This window comes from Streptomyces sp. KR55 (assembly GCF_052245645.1).
Taxonomy (GTDB): Bacteria; Actinomycetota; Actinomycetes; order Streptomycetales; family Streptomycetaceae; genus Streptomyces; species Streptomyces flavusporus.
Window position 1 is genome coordinate 1 of the sequence record NZ_JBQQCE010000070.1, and the last position, 19,699, is coordinate 19,699.

The window sequence follows — 19,699 nt, forward strand, 5'->3', positions numbered from 1 at the left end:
CCAGCAGCGCGCGCAGTTCGTTCTCGTCCACCAGACCGTGGCCGACCAGCACCCGCTCGAGTGCGGCGAGCCAGTGGTCGTAGTAGTGCCAACCGGCCTGTCTTTGCGCGGACATGGCCTCCCATGCGCCGATGGCGGCGATGAGTTCCTTCTGGAAGGCGTCCCAGCGGTAGTGGCCGAACTCCGACAGGGCGACGGCGACACCGAACGCGCGCCGCTGCCACTCGGCGTCGAACGTGGGCGCGTTCACGTCGGTGAAGCAGGATTCGTGCAGGGGAGCGATGGCCTCCACGGGGCCCCCTTTCTCGAGCGGGCTTTCTCGGGCGGGATTGCGGCAGGAGTCACGCGGCGGGAGACGGCACCTCGGCAATGCCGATCATCGACTCGGTAGTGACCAGGGCCGCGAGTTCCTCCTCGGTCATGCCCTCAGTTCCGGCGGGACGCCGCGGTACGACGAACCAGCGCGAGTGGCCGCTGCTGTCCCACACCCGCAACTCGACCGACGGGTCGAGGTCGAGGCCGACTTCCTTCAGCACGACGCGGGGTTCCCGGGCGGCGCGCGCCCGGAAGGTGGGGTCCTTGTACCAGTACGGCGGGAGCCCGAGCACCGGCCAGGGGAAGCAGGAGCACAGAGTGCAGATGACCAAGTTATGGACGCCCGGCGTATTGGCCACAGCCTGGAGATGCTCTCCTTCGGCGCCTGCCATGCCGACGGGCAGGTCGAGTTCGGCGATGGCGGCCGGGGTGTCGGTGACGAGCCGCTCCGCGAACCGGGGGTCGATCCAGGCGCGGGCCACGATCTTGGCGCCGTTGAGCGGGGTCATGTCGGACTCGAAGTAGCCCAGCACCTTGTCGACGGTGCCGCTGGTGATCACGCCCTTCTCGATGAGGAGGGCTTCAAGTGCCCTGACGCGGGCAGCGCTGATCGCTTCGCGGTTCTCGGGGTAGCCGAACTGGGTGGTCACTGCTGTTCCTCCGTCGCGGGTGACAGGTAGGCCTGGTAGAGCTCGCCGTAGAGGACGGCGCCGGGCTCGGCGAGTTGGCCCCAGACATCGGCCGGTTCGAAACGCACGACGTAGACCGGCATGGGCTCCCCGATCCCGTCGGGCCCGGTGGAGCAGAAGTAGGCGTAGTTGCCCTCGAAGACCCGCTCGACTGCGCCGGTACGGCCGCGCAGGTTGCCCGGAAGCCGGGTGTGGTCGGTGGGTGGTACGTCCCTGACGGTCACCCGGTCGCCGACGACGAAGGCCGGCGACTCGGCCGGGCCCCGGCGTGGGGAGTCGCCCTCGCGCAAGTAGCGCATGACCTGGTCGTCGACGCGCTCGTCGCCGCCCTCCGGAAGCGCCTGCGCGGAGTCGCGGAGGAACTCGGCGGCCTTCCCCTCCAGTTCCTCCTCGCTGATGTAGCCCTCGGAGACAAAGAAGTCGCTGATGCCGCCGAGCCACTTCTCGTAGTAGCGGTACTGGAAGTAGGCGAAGGGGTTCATCGCCTCGGCGCCCTTGCGCAGGTCAGCCCAGGTCCAAACGGACGAGAAGGCGGTGGGCACCTCATCGATGGGGTATTGGGGCAACGCCTCGCCCAGATGGGTGCTCAGGCCCATCATCGCGACATGGATGCCGAAGATCCGCCGTTCCCACTCCTCGACGAAGACGCGGGGCTCATGGGCGACGGGGCCGAGGTTCTCCAGGCCGCCCAAGTGGTGCTGAAGCTTCACAACTGCTCCTCCGGTGTGGTGCCTGCGGCTTCCGGGCGCCGGGCCATGGCCGTGCCCCAGTACTCCGACGCGATGCCGAACACAGCACCGAGGACCATGGACAACGCCGCGACGAGCGCCGGATTGTCGATCGACGCTGCGGTGATGCCGTGGCCGGTAGCGGCCACCGTGCCGACCGTGGAGGCGAAGCCCCAGACGATGGCGGGAATCCTGGACAGCAGCCCGATCCTCGATACCTGCACCATGGCGGCGCTGCCGACGCCCACCGCGATGGCTGTGACGACGGTGCCGCCGCCGAGCGCGTGGATGACCAACAGGGTCAGCGAGGCGATGACGATGCCGGTCAGATTCGAGGCCACGGATCGCAGGAGGCCGTCGGTGCCGGCGCCGAGGATGAAAAAGGATGCCCAGGCGATGAAGACGACCCAGACGGGAAGAGTGAGAACGGTCGCGGTGATCAGCGTGGCGACTCCTGCAAGGACACCGATACTGATCGACAAAGCGTCGAGTTGACGTATGGCCATACTGTTCCTCTGGAATTCTGAAGGGGAATGCACAAGCCTCGGACCTGGTGAGACGACCCGGCGAGACACCAACAGAATCTGACTGCAGTATTTCGCCGATGTTAGCGTCAGTCGACCAATTTATTTCCGGTTTCGTGGTGCCGAAATTGTCACGTGGGCACAGAAAAGCCCCTCTGGCGCATTGCAATACCAGAGGTTGCCATGAAGTAATTATCACGACTGAAGGAAGGTCGGCCGAAAAACAAAAGGAATTACTGTCCGATCGCCGCTGAGGACAGTACGGTAGGCCTGAGTCCCGGGTGCTCGGGACGTTTCGCTCGGCTTCCAGATTCGCCCCCGGCGGCGGCGGGAGCCAAGGGCAGCAACGGACACGCGAGCCACGAATCCGGACAAGTGCGGGAGTCCAGCACTCCGCGGAAGGAGGTCGGGCCCATGGGGCGGAGCTTCGGACCGGCGCAGAGCGCCACCGAGCGGACGGTCGTCTTCCTGTTGTACGACAAGGTGACCCTGCAGGACGTCGCGGCGCCACTGGAGATCTTCGCGCGGGCCAATGACTTCGGCGCCCGGTACAGGGTGCTGCTCGCCTCACCCGCGGGAGAGTCTGTCGGAACGACCGCGTTCACCCGGCTCAGTGCGGATATTCCGGTGGCCGACGCCCCCGACTCCATCGACACCCTGCTGGTGCCGGGCGGTGTGCCGGCGGACTTCACGTTCGCCCCGGGCACCCACGACATACCCGAGGAACTGACCCCGGATACGGTGCCCGAGGCGCTGGCAGCGGTCGGCGAACTCGCTCCACGAGCCTCCCGGGTCGCCTCGATCTGCACCGGAGCGTTCATCCTGGCCGCGCTCGGGATGCTGGACGGACGCCGCGCGACCACCCACTGGGCACACTGCGCGCACCTCGCCCGAAGCTATCCCCGTGTCGAGGTGGACCCGGACGCTCTGTTCGTGCAGGACGGTCCTTACGTCACCGGGGCGGGAATCAGCGCGGGAACCGACCTGGCCCTGGCGATCGTGGAGAACGACTACGGCACGGAGGTCGCCCGCCGGGTCGCCCGGTGGATGGTCGTCTTCCTGCAACGTCCCGGTGGCCAGGCCCAGTTCAGCATCTGGTCCCAGACGGGTATCCCCACCACGCGGGGACTGCGGCAGGTCCTGGACTCGGTGGTCCTCGATCCGGCCGGTGACCATTCGACCGCCGCGATGGCCGCCCGCGCCGCGGTGAGCGAACGCCACCTGGCGCGGTTGTTCCGCGACGAGGTGGGCATGACCCCGGCCCGCTATGTGGAGAAGGCCCGGCTGGAGGCGGCCAAGCTGCTGCTCGTTACCAGTGACGAGGGTCAGGAGTCCGTCGCGCGCCGGGCCGGATTCGGTTCCAAGGAAACGATGCGACGCATCTTCAGCCGTACCCTCGGAGTCTCGCCAGGCAGCTACCGAAGTCGTTTCCGCACCACAGGCATCGGCCAACCGGATCCGGAACCCCACGCGGACGTCTGACCCGCCCAAGGGAGCTGTGGCGTTGGTCAGTGGCGGGGCGGCTCGGATCGCTGGGGCAGGCCGATGATGAGTGCTTCGATGATGCGTTGCAGTTGTGGTGGTACGTCGGCGATGGCGTGGGAAAGTTCCGGGTCGCTGCGGTAGAGCTCGCGCAGTCGGGGGCCGGGTTCGGCCTTCTGCCTCAGTGCGCCGGCCATGCTGACCGCCACCGTGACGACGTCACCAGCGAGGGTCTGGTCGAGGCCGAAGAGGCGCTGGAGTTCGGCGGCGACGCTGGCGTATGCCGCGATGGCAAGGATCTTGAATTCGCGGACCGTCTCCGGTGACACGTTCCGTTCGAGGTGGAGCGGCGCGTGGACGAGCAGGTCGCAGAACAGCGGTCGTGTCATCAGGGATTGCGTGAGCAGTGTCGCGATGTCCGCCGGGGTCGGTTCCGTGAGGGCCGCGAGGTGGTCGCAGACGGCGGAGGACAGTCGCGCCACTCCTGGCCGGTGAGGGTGAGGAAGATCTTGTTCCTAGCGTGGCTTCGGCCAGGCACTGGCCGCAGCCGCTCTTGAGGCGGGCGACCAGGTCGTCGCCACCGCCCGAAAGCCCGAGCAACTCGCCGACCTCGCCGAGCAGTACGGCGAGCGTCTGCTCCCGGTCACGATCGACGTGACCGACGCCGACGCCGCGGCCTCGGCGTTTGATGCCGCTGTCGAGCGGTTCGGCCGGGTCGATGTGGTCGTCAACAACGCCGGGTACGTGAACGTCGCGCCGATCGAGACGGCGCCGGTCGACGACTTCCGCCGTCAGGTCGAGACGAACTTCTGGGGCGTGTACAACGTGTCCGTGGCCGCGGTGCCCGTGCCGAAGAAGCAGGGCGGCGGCACCCTCGTGCAGTTCTCCTCGATCGGGGGCCGGGTCGGTCACACCGCCGGCCTCGGCGCCTACCAGGCCGCCAAGTTCGCGGTCGACGGTTTCAGTCGCGTGCTGGCGACGGAGACCGCACCGTTCGGTATCCGCTACCTCGTCGTGGAACCGAGCGGCTTCGCCACCGACTGGGCCGGCCCGTCGATGGAGATCCAGCACATTCCAGGCGAGTACCAGCAGACCGTGGGAACGACCGCGAGCAGGATGAGCAGCGACGTGATGGGTGCGGGGACCCGAAGCGTGCGGGCGAGATCCTCGTTCGCGTGGTCAAGCGCGAGCACCTTCCCACACACCTGCTCATCGGTAACACCGCCGCTGAGATGGCCATCGACTACTCCCGCCGCCAGATCGCCGAAGCTTCCGCCTGGCAGCAGGTGTCGACGTCGGCCGACTTCGACCAGCCATACCCGGTCAGCCTGCCCGCCGACACCGCCGAGGAGTAGCCGCGCAACAGCCTCCTGGGCGAGGGCGCTGCCGAGCGCCCGGCCCGCCGACGGGGCCGCCGCCCGGCCGACGAGGTTCGCACGGACGTCTTCCGTGTAGTCGGGGAGGTGCTGCTGAAGGAGGGAATTGCCGATCTGACCTTCGATCGAGTGGCCCGTTTTGTCCGGGGTCAGCAAGACGACCCTGTACAAGTGGTGGCCCTCCAAAGGCGCTCTGGCTCTGGACGGCTACTTCCACGCCGTCGAGGAGACCCTCGCCTTCGAGGACACCGGTGACATCCGCGCCGATCTCACGAGCCAGCTTCGTGCGTTCGCTCGGGTCATGACCCGCACCCCGGCCGGCCGGGTGCTCACCGAGCTGATCGGCCAGTCCCAGACCGACGAGGACCTGGCCACTGCCTTCCGCTCGCTTTACTCCTCCGAACGGCGACGGCTGGCCGGGGAGCGACTGCTGCGCGCCCAAGAGCAGGGTCAGATCCGGGACGAGGTCGACGTCCAGGTCCTTGTCGACCAGCTCTGGGGGCCGTCTACCACCGGATGCTGATCCCGGACGAGCCCGTGACGGACGACTTCGTCGTCGCCCTGGTCTCCAACCTCATCAACGGGATCACCCCGTCGTCCGGGGCGACCTGAACGGGGCCACAGCTGGATGCTGCCGTTCAGTTCAGGTCGCGGGCCGTCATCGATCCGACCGCTCCAGCGTTCGGTCGAAGAAGCTCGTCAGCTTCTCCAACGCCGGGCCGACATGGCGCTCTACGTCGTAGAGGTCGACGTGGCTGGCGCCCTCGATCCAGTGGATCTCTTTGGGGCCGACCACCTTCTGGAACGCTTCCACGCTCATCCACGACGTCACGGCACGCGTGCCGACGATCATGAGCAGCGGCCGCTGACCGATCAGCGGCACGAGGGCGAAGGCGTCGAAAGTGGCCATCTTGTCGATGCTGGTCCAGTCGAAGAACGTCGCCGACCGCGGGTGCCGGGCGCGCGGCGTGCAGTAGTAGTCGAAGCCCTCCGCGCCATGCTCGCCGCCAAGTTCACGAGCCTGTTCGATCGTGTCCGGGAACAACGTCAGGGTGCCCGGGTCCGCGCCGCGGGCAGCGGCAGTGCGGGCATGCGCGGCGGCGTCGAGCATGGTCTGGAATACAGCGGGGTCCTGGCCGCCCTCGGCGCCGAGACGGAACTGGCGCGCGATGTCGACGGCACTGACCGTGGCGACGGCCTTGACGCGGTGGTCGCTGCCGGTGGCGGGCAGCGCGTAGCCGCCGGATGCGCAGATGCCCAGGAGTCCGATGCGGTCGGCATCGGCCTCGGGACGAGCGGTCAGGAATGAGACGGCCGCCTTGAGATCCTCGATCCGCTGTGCCGGGTCCTCCAGGCCGCGGGGTCGTCCACCGCTCTCCCCTTGGTAGGCGGCGTCGAAGGCGAGAGTCACGAAGCCCTGCTCGGCCAGGCGGGAGGCGTACAGGCCGGCGGTCTGCTCCTTCACGCCACTGCCCGGGTGACCGACGACGATGGCAGGACGCGGACCGTCGGCAGGCGGGTCAGGGGTGTAGAGGTGCCCGGCCAGCGTGATGCCGGCGCTGTCAAAGGTAACTTCGATCTTCGACATGAATTGCTCCGTTCGGCGTTCAGCGGGCAGAAACAGTCCGGCCGGGGCTTCCGGCTAGGCCCGCGCCCTCACCCTCGCGCCATGCCCCCTCGCGCAAAAGAGACAGACTTCTGCCTGGGAAGGAACTTGCCCTCCCATGTACGGTCCGGCCTGCTGAGAATGGAGGACATGACCGCCTCCGTAGGTCCCGGCGATCTCGGCGCCTTCCTCAAAGCCCGGCGGGCGCGGCTGACCCCGCACGAGGTCGGCCTGCCCGAGACCCAGGGACACCGCAAAGTGGCCGGCTTGCGCCGGGAAGAAGTGGCGCAGCTCGCCTCGATCAGCGTCGACTACTACACGCGGCTGGAACAGGGACGCGTCCAGGCCTCCGCAGCTGTCCTCGCGACGCTGGCCCACGCCCTGCGGCTCGACGACGACCAGCAGACCTACCTCTACGAGATCGCCGGCAGGACTGAGGCCCGCCCACGCCGACGCCGTACCGCATGGAAAGTGCGCCCCACCGTGCGCCGCCTGCTTGACCGGCTCGAAGCGGCACCGGCGATCGTGCTCGGCAAGGGCATGCACATCCTTGACTGGAACCAGGCCGCCGCCGTCCTCTATACCGACTTCTCACGTATTCCGGCCGCTGAACGCAACTACGTGCGCCTGCTGTTCGCTCACCCCGGTGTGCGCGGGATGCACTTGGAATGGGACCACGACGCGCGCGACGCCGTCGCGGCCCTCCGGATGGAGGCGGCCAAGGACCCCGAGGACCCGGACCTCGCCCGGCTAGTCGGCGAGCTCTCCGTCCGGGATCCCGACTTCCGTACCTGGTGGGCCGAGCACCGCGTCAACTCGGCCGCCCACGGCACCAAGCATTACCGGCACCGCCTGGTCGGTGACCTGACCCTGGACTGCGACACCTGGGACAGCCCCGACGGCAGCGGGCAACGGCTGATGGTCCTGACCGCCGAGCCCGGATCACCGTCCGACGACGTACTGCGCATCCTTCTTTCGTGGACTCCCATGGCTGATGAAGACCGGCGCGCCATGCCATGACAGCCGGGGAGTCGACGCTTCATGCCGAGTTCACCGACCTTTGCAGGCGAGACCGACGCGCTCGTAGTGGTCGCGGCCTTTCTGAACTCGGTGAGGACGTCCTCGACGCCGGTCGGGTCGCCGTTCTCGTCCACGTAGGGGTAGGAGCCAGTGGCGTGGAAGAGAGCGGCTCTCTCCGTCAGGTCCTCGGGGACCATGAGCATGTGCACGTTGCCGGGCGGTTCGAAGGAGTACATACCCTCCTCGGCCCACCAGAGCAGGCGGAAGCCGACGCTGTCGGCCTACGGCACCCGGATCTGATCATCGCCCGTGCGACGGTGACGGGGGGCGTTCTAGGTCAGGATGTGACCGGCCCTCGTCCGCGGACCAGCTGGGACCGCGGGATCTCCGTCGCGGACCGCGTCGCGTAAGCAATGCGTTGGAAGGGGTGGTGCCCTACACGCGCACACCTGCCGCTTGGACACAGCGGGCTCGCAGCTCCGGGACGAGGTCCTGCGCGTAGTCGCCGCGAGCCCCCCCGGCGCCATCCAGAAGTGGGCTACCCGGCCCAGGTGGAGAGGTTGCCGGCCAGTTCCTCCGTGGCCTGCCGAGCAAGCGCACCGTGACGGACTGTCACCCGGCGGCAACCAGCTTCTGGGGCGAGGCGGCTCTGACCACGGCCGGGTCGCCGAGGCATGCCATGGCTGGTAACGGCCATGAATCGTCCGTCACCTGGGAGAACGCACTTCCGATGTCGTGATCGGCGACGTTTCAGAGGGCCGTCCCCCGCCCCCAGAGTGGCGACGAAGCGCGTGACCACTGCGCCAGTCTCGGCACGGCGGCGACTCCAGCGTGAACTGCCCACCGGAGCTGCCCGCAACCCGGCAGGTAGACGGCGACCGCAGCTCGACCACGGCCTCGGACATTAGAATCCCCCACTTTGGTCCGGGGCGGGCGTCGCCGTGCGCGCTCACGGGGCGCGAGGTGAAATGCCGTTCTGTGATCCGTGCATGTAAAGCGCGTGATCCGAGTTCACCTGCCTGTACTGGTCCTTGCCCCAGCTGCTTCGGCGACCGCGTGACTCTCGCGGCCTGTATCGATCGGTCCATAAATCTTCTCTCTGCCTTCCGGACCGATTGCCCCTTGGTGGCCAGGTCGCCCCATAGTCTTGTATTGACCGATCGGTACACTCTATATTCGCGGTCAACAGACCTGGCCACCGGCGGCCGCTGGACCGAGTTGCGGGGTCGGCAGTCGCAGAGAGGAGCGCAGTAGTCATGAGATCCGCGCGTGACGCAGTGATCGTCGATGTCGTCCGGGCGCCCGCGGGCAAGGGCAAGCCCGGTGGCGCACTGTCCCACGTCCACCCCGTGGACCTCCTTGCCGACGTCCTCGCCCACCTCGTCGAGCGCAATGGACTCGACCCGGAGACGGTCGACGACGTCATCGGCGGCTGTGTGACCAAGGCCGGCGAGCAGGGCGTGAACATCACCCGGACCGCCGTACTGGCCGCAGGGTTCCCGACTTCTGTGCCGGCCACGACCGTGGACCGACAGTGCGGCTCCAGCCAACAGGCGGTGCACTTCGCCGCACATGCCATCCAGGCGGGCGCGGCCGATGTCGTGATCGCGTGCGGGGTGGAGTCCATGAGCCGGGCGCCGATGCTCTCTGACGTCGGCGACGCCGACCAATTTGGCCCTCGTGTCGCCGAGCGCTTCCCTGGCGGACTCATCCCGCAAGGGCTCTCCGCGGAACTGATCTGCGCGCGCTGGGGGCTGACACGCGAGGAGATCGACGACTACTCCCTCACCTCCCACCTCCGGGCCCACGCGGTGGGTGCGACGTTCGGGCGCGACCTGGTGTGCGTCACCGACGCACCGGACCTGACGGCCGACGAGACGGTCCGCCCCAGCACCAGCCGCGACCAACTGGCCGCCCTGCAGCCCTCGTTCCGCACCGAGACAGCGGCCGCTCGCTTCCCGGAGATCGACTGGATGGTGACAGCGGGCAACTCCTCTCCCCTCACCGACGGTGCGGCAGGGGTGCTGCTGATGAGCGCCGAACGTGCCGAGGCCCTCGGCCTGCGCCCCCGGGCCCGGATCCACGCGACGGCGGTGGTCGGCGACGACCCGATGCTGATGCTGATGGGGGTCGTACCGGCCACCCGCCGGGTGCTCGACACCGCGCGGATGACCACGGACGACATCGACCTGTTCGAAGTCAACGAGGCGTTCGCCTGCGTCCCGGTTGCATGGATGCGGGACCTCAAGGTCGAACACGACCGGCTCAACGTGCACGGAGGAGCGATCGCACTCGGCCATCCGCTCGGCGCGAGCGGCGCGCGCATCATGGCCACGCTGGTGGCCGCCCTCGAGGACCGCGGGGGCCGCTACGGACTGCAGACGATGTGTGAGTACGGCGGAATGGCCAACGCCACGATCATCGAACGGCTCTGAACAGGGCCCCGGGAGGACGCCACATGACCGCTGGTCTGTCGACCGACGCGTACGCCGAACTGCGAGAGTCCGTCGTCACCACCATCTGGAACGAGCTCGACCCCCTCGGCGAGCACATCGAGAACACCGAAAGGATCCCGTACGACCTTGTGCTGCCCGTCCTGCGCTCGTGCGGTGCGTTCGGGCTGCTCGTCCCCCGTGCCTACGGCGGATCCGGCCTGTCGGTGTCGCAGTACCTGCCGATCCTCAGCGAGTTCGCGAAGATCCAGGGTGGGATCCGCGCGATCGTGCACGTCCACAACTCCTTCGCGCACGCGCTGTCCGAGATCGGCAGCGAGGAGCAGAAGGCCGAGATCCTGCCCGGCGCGGCCACCGGAGACAAATCGCTGGCCTTCGCGCTCACCGAGCCCGAGAACGGAACCGGGGCGGACCTGTCGACGACCGCACGGCGCGACGGTGACGACTACGTCGTCAGCGGCCGCAAGTGGTTGATCACCAACTCCGACATCGCGTCGCACTTTCTGGTCTTCGCCAAGACCTCGCCCCAGGAGGTCTCCGCGCTGCTCGTGCCGCGGGACACGCCCGGCTTCAGCATCAAACCCCTGCCGGAGACTATGGGCTGCAAGGGGGCAGAGCACGGCGAACTCACCTTCGCCGAGGTTCGCGTGCCGACGTCCGCGCTCGTCGGCGCGGAGGGCGAGGGGCAGGCACACCTGGAGCGCGCCCTCGAGATCAGCCGGGTCTTCATCGCCGCTTCCTCGCTGGGCACGGCGACCCAGGCGCTGGACCTGTCACTCACGTACGCGCAGGAGCGAGTCACCTTCGGGAAACCGATCGCCGAGCGCCAGGCGGTGCAGCGCTATCTCGCCGAGATGGCCATCGACGTCTACGCACTGCGCGGCATGCTCGCCGACGCGGCCGCGAAATGGGACGCCGGACGCCGGATCCCCGCGGAGTCCTCCATGGTGAAGCAGTTCGGACTCGAGGCGGTCGGCAGGGTGACCGACCGGGCCCTGCTCGTCCACGGCGGTATCGGATACACCCGCCGGCACCCCGTCGAGCGGCTCTACCGGGACGCGCGGCTCAACTGGCTGGAGGAGGGCACCCCCACTATCCAGTACCTCGTCGCCGCGCGTGAGCTTCTCGGCGGTTACACGTTCGACGACGTGTTCGACGCCCTAACCGTTTGAGCGCAGGACCGCGCACCGCGCCCGCTCTCCCCGAGACACGGTGTGCGGCGGATTCCCCTCACGAATGCGCCGCACACCGTCCCACCGACTCGGGGTTCGACGAAGACAGCGATCGAACTTTCATCGCGAGAATGAATAGACCGACCGGTACTAATTCATTGTCGAAAAATATTTAGTCTGCTAGAAATGTCCCATACCGGCTTTGCAGCGATTCGTTCCGCTGCAGATCGAGGAGGTCGTGCCATGGTGCAGACCGACATGCCCGACAGCCCATCAGAGATCCCTGGTACGACGAGGGGCGCGGGGCTGGACAGCCGTCCTCGGATCAGTCACGTCACCGTGGCGGACCTGTACCAGCGCGCATACCGGGAGTACGGCCGACGTGCGGCAGTAGTGTCCGACCAGGGAGAACTCACCTATGCCGCACTGGGCGAGCGTGTCCAGAACATCATCGGTGGCCTGAGGGACCTCGGTCTTCGGCCGGGTGATCGCGGAGTCATTCTGCTCGACAACTGCCCCGAATTCTTCGAGGTCGACCAGGCCCTCTTCGTCGGCGGCTACGTGCGCTGTGCGATCAGCGTACGGCTGCACGAGCGGGAAGTACTGCACATCCTCCGTGACTGCGGTGCCTCGGTCGTGTTCGCGTCCCCCGACTGGGCCGACCGGCTGGCAGGACTGCGCGACCAACTGCCGCAGCTGCGATACGTCGTGACGGTTCTGGGTGGCAAGGGGGACGCCTCACTCGACGCGTTGCGCACGGCCACCCCACCAGCATCCCCGGCGTGCCCCGCGCCGATGGACCCTGCGGCCATCCTGTACACCAGCGGGACCACCGGTGTCCCCAAAGGCGCCACGCTCAGCCACACGAACTGGATGACGATGGTGCGCAACTCGATGCTGGAGCTGCCGCCTGGAGACGCCGACGTGGTGCTGCACGTCGCTCCACTAAGTCATCTCAGCGGATACGTCGCCCCCACTTATTTCGCCCGAGGTGCCACGCACCTTACGTCCTCGAAGTTCGACGCCGGGCGGACGCTCGACCTCATCCGCGACCGGGCAGTGACGGTCCTGCCCACGGTGCCCACCATGCTGAACCTGCTGGTGATGGCCGCCGACAGCCGCGCGGAGCGTTACACCTCCCTGCGCACCGTGGTCTATGCGGGGTCGCCCATCGCACCGGATCGCCTGCTGCGCGCCCAGGAGATCTTCGGTGAGGTGTTCGTCCAGTTCTACGGACTGAGCGAGACTCCGATGCCGCTGACCTGCCTGTCCGCCCGGGATCACGCCGCCGCCGCACGCGCGGGAGACGCGGCACGGCTGTCGTCGGCGGGGCGGGTCTGCCCGTTCGTCGAGGTCAGGCTGGTAGACGAGGCGGGCCACGACGTGGAGCCCGGTCACGTGGGCGAAGTGACCGTCCGCGGTGACCAGGTGATGATGGGCTACTGGGGTCGTCCCACTGACACGGCGGAGATGGTCGACGCCGAGGGCTGGGCCAGGACCGGAGACCTCGGCCGGATGGACCCGGAGGGATATCTGACGATCGTCGACCGCAAGAAGGACATGGTTGTCACCGGTGGGTTCAACGTCTATCCGACAGAAGTGGAGAACGCGATCTTCTCGCTGCCTGGAGTCGCGGAGGTTGCTGTGGTCGGTGTGCCGGACAGCGTCTGGGGCGAGGCCCTGAAGGCCGTCGTCGTCCGGCGGGACGGTCACGAGCTCACCGAGGCCGACGTGGTCGCCGCGTGCACCGCGCAGCTCGCCGCCTACAAGAAACCGCGGTCCGTCGAGTTTGTGGAGGAGCTGCCCAAGACGACCTCCGGGAAGATCATGCGCAGGCAGCTGCGCGAGCTGTACTGGCAGGGGACGGACCGGCTCGTCGGCGGATAGGGCAGGCCGACGCGTCGATCGATCATGCAGTGTGAAGGCGGTCGGCATCCTGACTGATCGGTCGGTATACTGCGTGAGGGATCGACGTTTGCTGGGCCACCGCGGTGAACGAGGGGGAGGAGACGCGCTGATGTCCACAGAGCGTGCGCAGCCCGAAGAGAGCACGCGGGACCGGATCTTGCGCGTGGCCGCGGAGATGTTCGCGGAGAAGGGCTTCCATGGCACCGGGGTGGCGGAGCTGGGTGATGCGGCCGGCATCAAGCGCGGAGCGTTGTACTACCACATCGGCTCCAAGGAAGATCTGCTCTACGACCTGTCCAGTCGCCATGTGGAAGAGGCCCTCGGGCGGGGCCGCAAGGTCGTGGAGTCCGATCTGCGGCCCATCGAGAAACTCCGGGCGCTGGTCCGGGAGCATCTGGCGACCCTCGCCGCCCGCCGCTCCGAGGTCACGGTGGTCATGCGGGAGATGCACGCTCTGACGGGGGACCGCGCCGAGCGGTTGAAGCAACTGCGCGACGCACATCAAGACCTGTTCCGGCAGGTTCTTGAGGAGGGTGTGAAGGAAGGAGTCTTCCGGTCCTCCGACTCAGTCACAGTCCTGGCCATTCTCGGCATGCTCAACTGGACCTACGTGTGGTTCGACCCGGAGCACGGGTCGCTCCCTATCGAGAAGGTCGCCGACCGGCTCTCGGACATCTTCGTCTACGGCGAGCTGCAGACGTCCTCGAAGCAGACCCCGCAGTCCTGACCCGCCCATCTGTCGGGCCGCGCCTGAGCCTGACTCCCGGCGCCGACCCCACGGGCGCTCGAACGTCAGTCGTCCGTCGCGAGGTCACACCGCCCGGTGCGGGTCGCCGGGGGAGCCACCGCCTCCACGGTCCGGTCGGGTACGCCCCATTCCCTGAGCACTTCCCGGGTGTGCTGGCCAGGGCCCGGCGGAGGAGAAGGCTGTCTGGCACCGCTTCGTGCGAGCCGGGGCGCCGGCGCGGGCTGCACCATGCCGAAGGCTTCCGTGAAGGTACCCCGCGCGGCTGTGTGGGAGTGTCGGGCGGCTTCTTCGAACGACAGGACGGGCGCGCGATACACGAATCTGTGCGTTCCAGGCGCACGCACCACTCCTCCCGGGTTCGCCGCCGGAACACCTCAGCCAGCCGCGCACGCCGTTTGGGCCAGGACTCTCTGTCGAACTGCCCGCCCTGAAAGTCGGGATCGTCTCGCAGCCCGAGTCCGTCCAGCAGTGCGCGATAGAACTTAGGTTCGATCGCGCCGACGCTGATGTAGGTGCCGTCCGCGCACACGTAGGTGCCGTAGAACGGGGCGCCGCCGTCCAGCAGGTTCGAGGCGCGCTGGTCCGACCACAGTCCTTGCGCGTGCATTGCGTGGAACATCGTCGTCAGCAGTGCGGCTCCGTCGAGCACGGCCGCGTCCACCACCTGCCCCATTCCGGACCGGCGCGCTTCGTACAGGGCGCAGACGACACCGAAGGCCAGGAGCATGCCTCCGCCTCCGAAGTCCCCGACGAGGTTGAGAGGTGGCGGCGGAGCTTCACCGGGGTGCCCCAGAGGGGCCAGGGCTCCGGCCAGGGCGATGTAGTTGATGTCGTGTCCCGCCGACGCCGCGTACGGTCCGTCCTGTCCCCAACCGGTCATCCGGCCGTAGACCAGTCGCGGATTGCGCCCCAGGCAGGTGTCGGGTCCCGCTCCGAGGCGTTCCGCCACCCCTGGCCGGAAGCCTTCCAGCAGGACGTCGGCTCTGTCGACCAGATATAGAAGTGCCGCGAGGCCGTCGGGTGACTTCAGGTCGAGAGCGGTCGACCTGCGGCTGCGGTTGAGGAGATCGGCCTCTGGCCTCAACGGGTTGGCCGGGGAGGTGAATCCGGGACGGTCGACGCGTACGACGTCGGCGCCCATGTCCGCGAGCATCATCCCGCAAAAGGGTGTCGGCCCGATTCCGGCCAGTTCGATGACCCGGACGCCCGCCAGCGGGCCGCCCTGGGGCTTCTGCTGCGCGTCACTGATCGGCTCGGCGTTGTCCATGGAAATCAGACCATCCCTTGAGAGTGCGGGGCGCATGCGGGCGTTGTTGAGGAACCGACAACGGCTATTCTCCATTCTCGAATCCTTGTACCGATCGGTCAATACGCGCTAGATTTCCCGCACGGCCCGGCGGGAGGCACCAGAACGCACCCCGGGCTGGGGTCCCGGGAGCGGCCCGACCCAGACCGCACATCACGTGATGGACATGCGATGGAGGAGACATGCGCATCGAAGGAATCTCGGCGATCGTGACCGGCGCCGCGTCCGGACTCGGGCTGGCCACGGCACGGCGGCTCGTCGCCCGGGGCGCGTCCGTCGTCCTGGCGGATCTGCCCTCGACGGAGGGTGAGGCGGTAGCCAAGGAACTCGGTGAGCGCGCGGTATTCGTGCCCACGGACGTCACGGAGGAGGCCGACGTGGCACGTGCCGTAGCGCAGGCGGCCGGGCTGGGCGACCTGCGTATGGTCGTCAACTGTGCGGGGATCGCGCCGCCGGGACGCATCCTCGGCAAGAACGGACCGCTCTCCCTCGCGTCCTTCCGCAAGGTCGTCGACGTCAATCTGGTGGGTACGTTCAACGTGTTGCGCCTGGCCGCCGAGCGCATGGCTGAGGGGGAGCCCCTCGACGGCGACCGGGGTGTCATCGTCTGCACCGCCTCGGTTGCCGCCTACGAAGGCCAGGTTGGCCAGATCGCCTACGCGGCATCCAAGGCGGGCGTCGTGGGCATGACACTGACTGCGGCCCGCGACCTTGCCGACAAGGCGATCCGCGTAGTGACCATTGCACCCGGAATCTTCGAAACCCCCATGCTCCAGGGCCTGCCCGAGTCGGCGAAGCAGTCCCTGGGAACCCAGGTACCGCACCCGAGCCGCCTCGGACACCCGGACGAATACGCGGCACTGGTGACCCATTTCGCGGAGAACCCCCTGCTGAACGGGGAGACCGTCCGGCTGGACGGAGCCATCCGCATGGCACCGCGCTGAGCCGCCGGGACTACCTCGGCACACCACCGCAGACAAGCCGCACACCCCCCACCGCACCAACCGACGCTCCCACCCGCCGTCGTCCAGCCCGCCTTCTGGGACGGCGGCGCTCTGTAAAACCGTGAAAGGTCTCTTCATGAACACCCCGATCCTCACCGAGTTCGCCGATGGCACGGCCGTCATCACGATCAACCGGCCCCAGGCCCGCAACGCCGTGGACGTGGAGACCGCCAAGTGCATCGCCGCCACCTTGGACGAACTCGAGTCACGCAAAGACATCGTGGTCGGCATACTCACCGGAGCTGGCGGGACGTTCTGTGCCGGCATGGACCTCAAGGCGTTCGCTCGCGGGGAGACCCCTGTCGTCCCGGGGCGGGGCTTCGGCGGGCTGGCGGAACGCCCGCCGACCAAGCCGCTGATCGCCGCCGTCGAGGGATATGCCCTCGCCGGGGGGTGGGAGCTCGCTCTGTGCGCCGATCTCGTCGTAGCGGCCAGAAACGCGCTGTTCGGACTGCCGGAAGTCAAACGAGGTCTCGTGGCTGCCGCGGGTGGCCTGCTGCGCCTGCCCAGGGCGCTGCCGTACCAGATCGCGATGGAAGCCGCTCTCACTGGAGACCCGGTGTCGGCCGAGACGGCTCACCGGCATGGTCTGGTGAACCGGCTTGCCGAGCCGGGACACGCGCTCGAGGAGGCGCGTGCGCTCGCCGCCCGGATCGCGGTGAACGGCCCGCTGGCTGTGGCGGCCACCAAGCGGATCGTCTCCGAGGCGGCCGGGTGGAGTGACGCCGAGGCCTTCGCCCGCCAGCAGGGCATCGTGGACGTAGCCTTCGCCTCGGCCGACGCGAAGGAGGGAGCCCTTGCCTTTGCCGAGAAGCGCGACCCCGTCTGGCGCGGTGAGTGAACGCGTGCGGGAACCACGCCCCGTCCTTCCACTTCCTGATGCGATTCACACCGAAAACGTCAGGGTCAGGTCGCTGCCGTGCAGTGGCTGTTCAGCCCACACCGTCTTCCCGCGTTGGCCGTAGCGGCTGCCCCAGCGGCTGCTGAGCTGGGCAACGAGGAACAGCCCCCGACCGCCCTCGTCCGTGGTGCGTGCCCGTCGCAGACGTGGCTGGGAGTTGCTGGGGTCAGTCACTTCGCAGATGAGAGTCGCGTCGCGGATGAGCCGCAGGCCGACCGGTCCGCCGGCGTAGCGGATGGCGTTGGTGACCAGCTCACTGACGATCAGCTCGGTGGCGAACGCCACCTCCTCCAGTCCCCAGAGGTCGAGTTGACGGTCCACGGCTGCGCGCGCCTGAGTGACGACGGCCGGATCGGCAGGGAACTCCCAGAAGACGGTGGCGTCCTCCGGCAGGGCACGCGTGCGGGCGAGAAGCAGAGCGATGTCGTCATCCGGCGGAGGAACCTGGGCATCGGCGAGCAGACTGCGACCGACTGCGTCCAGCGGGCGGCGCCCGGGGCCGAGCGCCGAAAGGCGCTCGGCCAGACGGTCGAGCCCCACATCCGGATCGGGGTGGTGGCGGTGGGTGAGACCGTCGGTGTACAGAGCCAGGACACTGCCGGGGTCGAAGTCGAGGGTGACGGGCTCGAAGGGCATGCCGCCCACCCCCAGAGGCGGGCCGGGAGAGAAGTCGACACGGTGCACGGTGCCGTCGGTGTCCAGGACGAGGGGCGGCGGATGGCCGGCGCTGGCCAGGGTGCACCGGCAGGTCACGGGGTCGTAGACGGCGTACAGACAGGTGGCACCGACCGAGTCCGTGTGCGCGGGGTCGGCTTCTGCGGCCAGGCGCAGGACGAGATCGTCCACGTGGGTGAGCAGCTCTGCGGGCTCCAGCTCCAGATCGGCGAGCGTCTGCACCGCAGTACGCAGTCGCCCCATGGTGGCGGTGGCGTTCAGACCGTGTCCGATGACGTCGCCGACGACGAAGGCGACGCGCAGGGACGGCAGCGGGATAACGTCGAACCAGTCGCCGCTGATCTCCGCGCCACCGGCGGCGGGCAGGTAAATACCGGCAGTCTCGGCAGCCGTGGTGTCGGTGACGGCGCGTGGGAGCAGCCTCTGTTGCAGGGCGACGGCGGCGCGATGCTCGCGCGTGTAGCGGCGGGCGTTATCCACACTCAGTGCCGCCCGTGAGGTGATCTCTCCCAGCAGGTCCGCCTCCTCCTGGTCGAAGGGTTCGGGCTGGCCGGTTCGCCACAGGGCGACCGAGCCGAGCATGAGGCCGCGCGCGAACAGCGGGGCGGCGGCGAACGCGTGCGCGTGCTCGGGGACGAAGAGGCGGGCCAGTTCGGGGCTGCCGACGCGGCCCACCTTGGTGGGGACGGACAGGGTGAACACCTTGCCCTGCTGCAAGCTGCGCATGACGGGTAGGTCGGGGAACGGGGGGACCGCCGCGTCCGGCTGGAGCAGCCGGGTCGGCCAGTGCCCGTCGGCACTGGCCACCGCGGCCCGGCGCAGATGCAATTCTCCGCCGCCGAACACCTTCGGCGGTTCGTCCCCCTCGAACACGGCCTCGGCCAGCTCCACCCATGCCATGTCTCCCAGGGCGGGGACGAGGACGTCCACCAGGTGTTGCGCCGTGCGCTTGACATCGAGGGACGTTCCGATGAGGGCCGAGGCCCGGTGCCGCAGTTCGAGGTCGCGGGCGGCCTGCCACCGCCCGGTGGAGTCCGTGAGCAGCGCGGCCACTCCCATGGGGTGGCCCCGGTCGTCCTCGAGCCGGACGGCGGACAACGAGAAGCACCACTGCTGCCCTGGGGTCTGGGGCGATCGCATGCGCTGCTCCCGACCGGCCACAGGGACACCGCTGGCGAACACTTCCCGCAGCGTCGCCTCGGCGTCGCCAGCGTCCTGCGGGGACATCACCTCCGTGAGCCGGCCCCCCACGGGGAGCGCGGGGCCACCGAACGTCGCGGGCGTGATGTTGGTCCGCAGGACACGCAGGTCCGGACCGTGGATGCCTACGCCGATCCGGTCCTGGGCGAGCAGCGCGTGTAGGAGGGCGGCGCCGTGCTCCCAGTCGGCGATCCGGTTCAGGGGCACAGCCAGTGCGAGCAGCTCGGAGGTACCCTCCAGCTCGACGACCCGGAAGGCAACCTCGATCGTCCGACCGGAGCGGTGCAGCATCCGGGCGCGGCCCACCTCCGCGGTCCCGCGACCGCCGGTCCTACCCTGCCGGTCCGGCTCGGAGGGCTCGGCGAGCAGAGAGGTGATCGGTTTCCCGTAGACCTCCGCGGCCGTGCGGCCGACGAGATCGGTGGCCGCGGAGGACCACCCCAGCACCCTGCCCTGGGCGTCGAGCACGGCGGTGGCGAGGTCGTCCAGAGCGGACGGCGAAGCGGACGAGTGCTGTGCGGACACGGTCATCGAGTCCCTCCCGTCAGGGAGTAACCAATAGGCTCATTATGGGATACGGGGTGCTGTTTAC

At 68.4% G+C, this 19,699-nt stretch carries 16 protein-coding genes and 2 pseudogenes; 10 read left to right on the forward strand and 8 right to left on the reverse strand.

The window, feature by feature from the left end; all coding sequences use genetic code 11:
* From ACTWQJ_RS13095 to ACTWQJ_RS13110, 4 genes are all read right to left on the reverse strand, one after another.
* A partial coding sequence (locus ACTWQJ_RS13095; protein WP_443306807.1) for a nitrile hydratase accessory protein occupies positions 1-292 on the reverse strand: 292 nt, incomplete at its 3' end.
* Between the two features lie 49 nt (positions 293-341).
* Entirely contained in the window at positions 342-965 is a 624-nt protein-coding gene (gene nthA, locus ACTWQJ_RS13100; protein ID WP_443306808.1) for a nitrile hydratase subunit alpha, read from the reverse strand.
* Entirely contained in the window at positions 962-1,714 is a 753-nt protein-coding gene (nthB, locus tag ACTWQJ_RS13105) for a nitrile hydratase subunit beta (RefSeq protein WP_443306809.1), read from the reverse strand. Before nthB ends, nthA begins: the two co-directional genes overlap by 4 nt.
* Complete coding sequence (locus ACTWQJ_RS13110; RefSeq protein ID WP_443306810.1) at positions 1,711-2,238, reverse strand: DUF1097 domain-containing protein; 528 nt, start codon at positions 2,236-2,238, stop codon at positions 1,711-1,713. Before ACTWQJ_RS13110 ends, nthB begins: the two co-directional genes overlap by 4 nt.
* Positions 2,239-2,670: 432 nt before the next feature.
* Between ACTWQJ_RS13110 and ACTWQJ_RS13115 the strand changes: the two genes are divergently transcribed.
* A complete protein-coding gene (locus tag ACTWQJ_RS13115) occupies positions 2,671-3,738 on the forward strand; it encodes a GlxA family transcriptional regulator (RefSeq protein ID WP_443306811.1) in 1,068 nt (355 codons plus the stop codon).
* Positions 3,739-3,764: 26 nt separating this feature from the next.
* On the opposite strand, the gene ACTWQJ_RS13120 is transcribed toward ACTWQJ_RS13115, so the two are convergent.
* Complete coding sequence (locus ACTWQJ_RS13120; RefSeq protein WP_443306812.1) at positions 3,765-4,220, reverse strand: hypothetical protein; 456 nt, start codon at positions 4,218-4,220, stop codon at positions 3,765-3,767.
* A 55-nt stretch (positions 4,221-4,275) separates the two neighbouring features.
* Here ACTWQJ_RS13120 and ACTWQJ_RS13125 point away from each other — a divergent pair.
* Together ACTWQJ_RS13125 and ACTWQJ_RS13130 are read left to right on the forward strand one after the other, a co-directional pair.
* Positions 4,276-5,093, forward strand: a pseudogene (locus tag ACTWQJ_RS13125) (SDR family NAD(P)-dependent oxidoreductase).
* A 160-nt stretch (positions 5,094-5,253) separates the two neighbouring features.
* A complete protein-coding gene (locus ACTWQJ_RS13130; protein WP_443306813.1) occupies positions 5,254-5,637 on the forward strand; it encodes a TetR-like C-terminal domain-containing protein in 384 nt (127 codons plus the stop codon).
* A gap of 135 nt (positions 5,638-5,772) precedes the next feature.
* Here the strand turns inward: ACTWQJ_RS13130 and ACTWQJ_RS13135 are convergent, their stop codons facing one another.
* Positions 5,773-6,702, reverse strand: coding sequence for an alpha/beta hydrolase (locus ACTWQJ_RS13135; RefSeq protein WP_443306814.1), 930 nt, complete (start codon positions 6,700-6,702; stop codon positions 5,773-5,775).
* Between the two features lie 168 nt (positions 6,703-6,870).
* Between ACTWQJ_RS13135 and ACTWQJ_RS13140 the strand changes: the two genes are divergently transcribed.
* From ACTWQJ_RS13140 to ACTWQJ_RS13160, 5 genes are all read left to right on the forward strand, one after another.
* Entirely contained in the window at positions 6,871-7,740 is an 870-nt protein-coding gene (locus ACTWQJ_RS13140) for a helix-turn-helix domain-containing protein (RefSeq protein ID WP_443306815.1), read from the forward strand.
* Between the two features lie 1,256 nt (positions 7,741-8,996).
* Positions 8,997-10,175, forward strand: a complete 1,179-nt coding sequence (locus ACTWQJ_RS13145; RefSeq protein ID WP_443306816.1) for a thiolase family protein — start codon at positions 8,997-8,999, stop codon at positions 10,173-10,175.
* Positions 10,176-10,198: 23 nt separating this feature from the next.
* Positions 10,199-11,365 carry an acyl-CoA dehydrogenase family protein gene (locus tag ACTWQJ_RS13150; protein ID WP_443306817.1) on the forward strand — a complete coding sequence of 389 codons (1,167 nt, stop codon included), beginning with the start codon at positions 10,199-10,201 and terminating at the stop codon, positions 11,363-11,365.
* 243 nt (positions 11,366-11,608) lie between these two features.
* Complete coding sequence (locus ACTWQJ_RS13155) at positions 11,609-13,252, forward strand: class I adenylate-forming enzyme family protein (RefSeq protein WP_443306818.1); 1,644 nt, start codon at positions 11,609-11,611, stop codon at positions 13,250-13,252.
* A 130-nt stretch (positions 13,253-13,382) separates the two neighbouring features.
* Positions 13,383-14,000 (forward strand): TetR family transcriptional regulator, encoded by a 618-nt coding sequence (locus tag ACTWQJ_RS13160; RefSeq protein ID WP_443306819.1) that lies wholly within the window; start codon positions 13,383-13,385, stop codon positions 13,998-14,000.
* A gap of 65 nt (positions 14,001-14,065) precedes the next feature.
* On the opposite strand, the pseudogene ACTWQJ_RS13165 reads toward ACTWQJ_RS13160, so the two are convergent.
* A pseudogene (locus ACTWQJ_RS13165) lies at positions 14,066-15,288 on the reverse strand (CaiB/BaiF CoA transferase family protein).
* 221 nt (positions 15,289-15,509) lie between these two features.
* Between ACTWQJ_RS13165 and ACTWQJ_RS13170 the strand changes: the two are divergent.
* Positions 15,510-16,271 (forward strand): 3-hydroxyacyl-CoA dehydrogenase, encoded by a 762-nt coding sequence (locus tag ACTWQJ_RS13170; protein ID WP_443306820.1) that lies wholly within the window; start codon positions 15,510-15,512, stop codon positions 16,269-16,271.
* A gap of 136 nt (positions 16,272-16,407) precedes the next feature.
* On the forward strand, positions 16,408-17,172 hold the full coding sequence (locus tag ACTWQJ_RS13175) for a crotonase/enoyl-CoA hydratase family protein (RefSeq protein ID WP_443306821.1): 765 nt from the start codon (positions 16,408-16,410) through the stop codon (positions 17,170-17,172).
* 45 nt (positions 17,173-17,217) lie between these two features.
* On the opposite strand, the gene ACTWQJ_RS13180 is transcribed toward ACTWQJ_RS13175, so the two are convergent.
* A complete protein-coding gene (locus tag ACTWQJ_RS13180) occupies positions 17,218-19,638 on the reverse strand; it encodes a SpoIIE family protein phosphatase (RefSeq protein ID WP_443306822.1) in 2,421 nt (806 codons plus the stop codon).
* Positions 19,639-19,699 lie beyond the last annotated feature (61 nt).

What these genes read in the sequence shown, in the direction of transcription:
- ACTWQJ_RS13110 (WP_443306810.1), bottom strand. Translation starts at nt 2,238, where the DNA reads ATGGCCATACGTCAACTCGACGCTTTGTCGATCAGTATCGGTGTCCTT.
- ACTWQJ_RS13115 (WP_443306811.1), top strand. Translation starts at nt 2,671, where the DNA reads ATGGGGCGGAGCTTCGGACCGGCGCAGAGCGCCACCGAGCGGACGGTC.
- ACTWQJ_RS13135 (WP_443306814.1), bottom strand. Translation starts at nt 6,702, where the DNA reads ATGTCGAAGATCGAAGTTACCTTTGACAGCGCCGGCATCACGCTGGCC.
- ACTWQJ_RS13140 (WP_443306815.1), top strand. Translation starts at nt 6,871, where the DNA reads ATGACCGCCTCCGTAGGTCCCGGCGATCTCGGCGCCTTCCTCAAAGCC.
- ACTWQJ_RS13145 (WP_443306816.1), top strand. Translation starts at nt 8,997, where the DNA reads ATGAGATCCGCGCGTGACGCAGTGATCGTCGATGTCGTCCGGGCGCCC.
- ACTWQJ_RS13150 (WP_443306817.1), top strand. Translation starts at nt 10,199, where the DNA reads ATGACCGCTGGTCTGTCGACCGACGCGTACGCCGAACTGCGAGAGTCC.
- ACTWQJ_RS13155 (WP_443306818.1), top strand. Translation starts at nt 11,609, where the DNA reads ATGGTGCAGACCGACATGCCCGACAGCCCATCAGAGATCCCTGGTACG.
- ACTWQJ_RS13160 (WP_443306819.1), top strand. Translation starts at nt 13,383, where the DNA reads ATGTCCACAGAGCGTGCGCAGCCCGAAGAGAGCACGCGGGACCGGATC.
- ACTWQJ_RS13170 (WP_443306820.1), top strand. Translation starts at nt 15,510, where the DNA reads ATGCGCATCGAAGGAATCTCGGCGATCGTGACCGGCGCCGCGTCCGGA.
- ACTWQJ_RS13175 (WP_443306821.1), top strand. Translation starts at nt 16,408, where the DNA reads ATGAACACCCCGATCCTCACCGAGTTCGCCGATGGCACGGCCGTCATC.
- ACTWQJ_RS13180 (WP_443306822.1), bottom strand. Translation starts at nt 19,638, where the DNA reads ATGACCGTGTCCGCACAGCACTCGTCCGCTTCGCCGTCCGCTCTGGAC.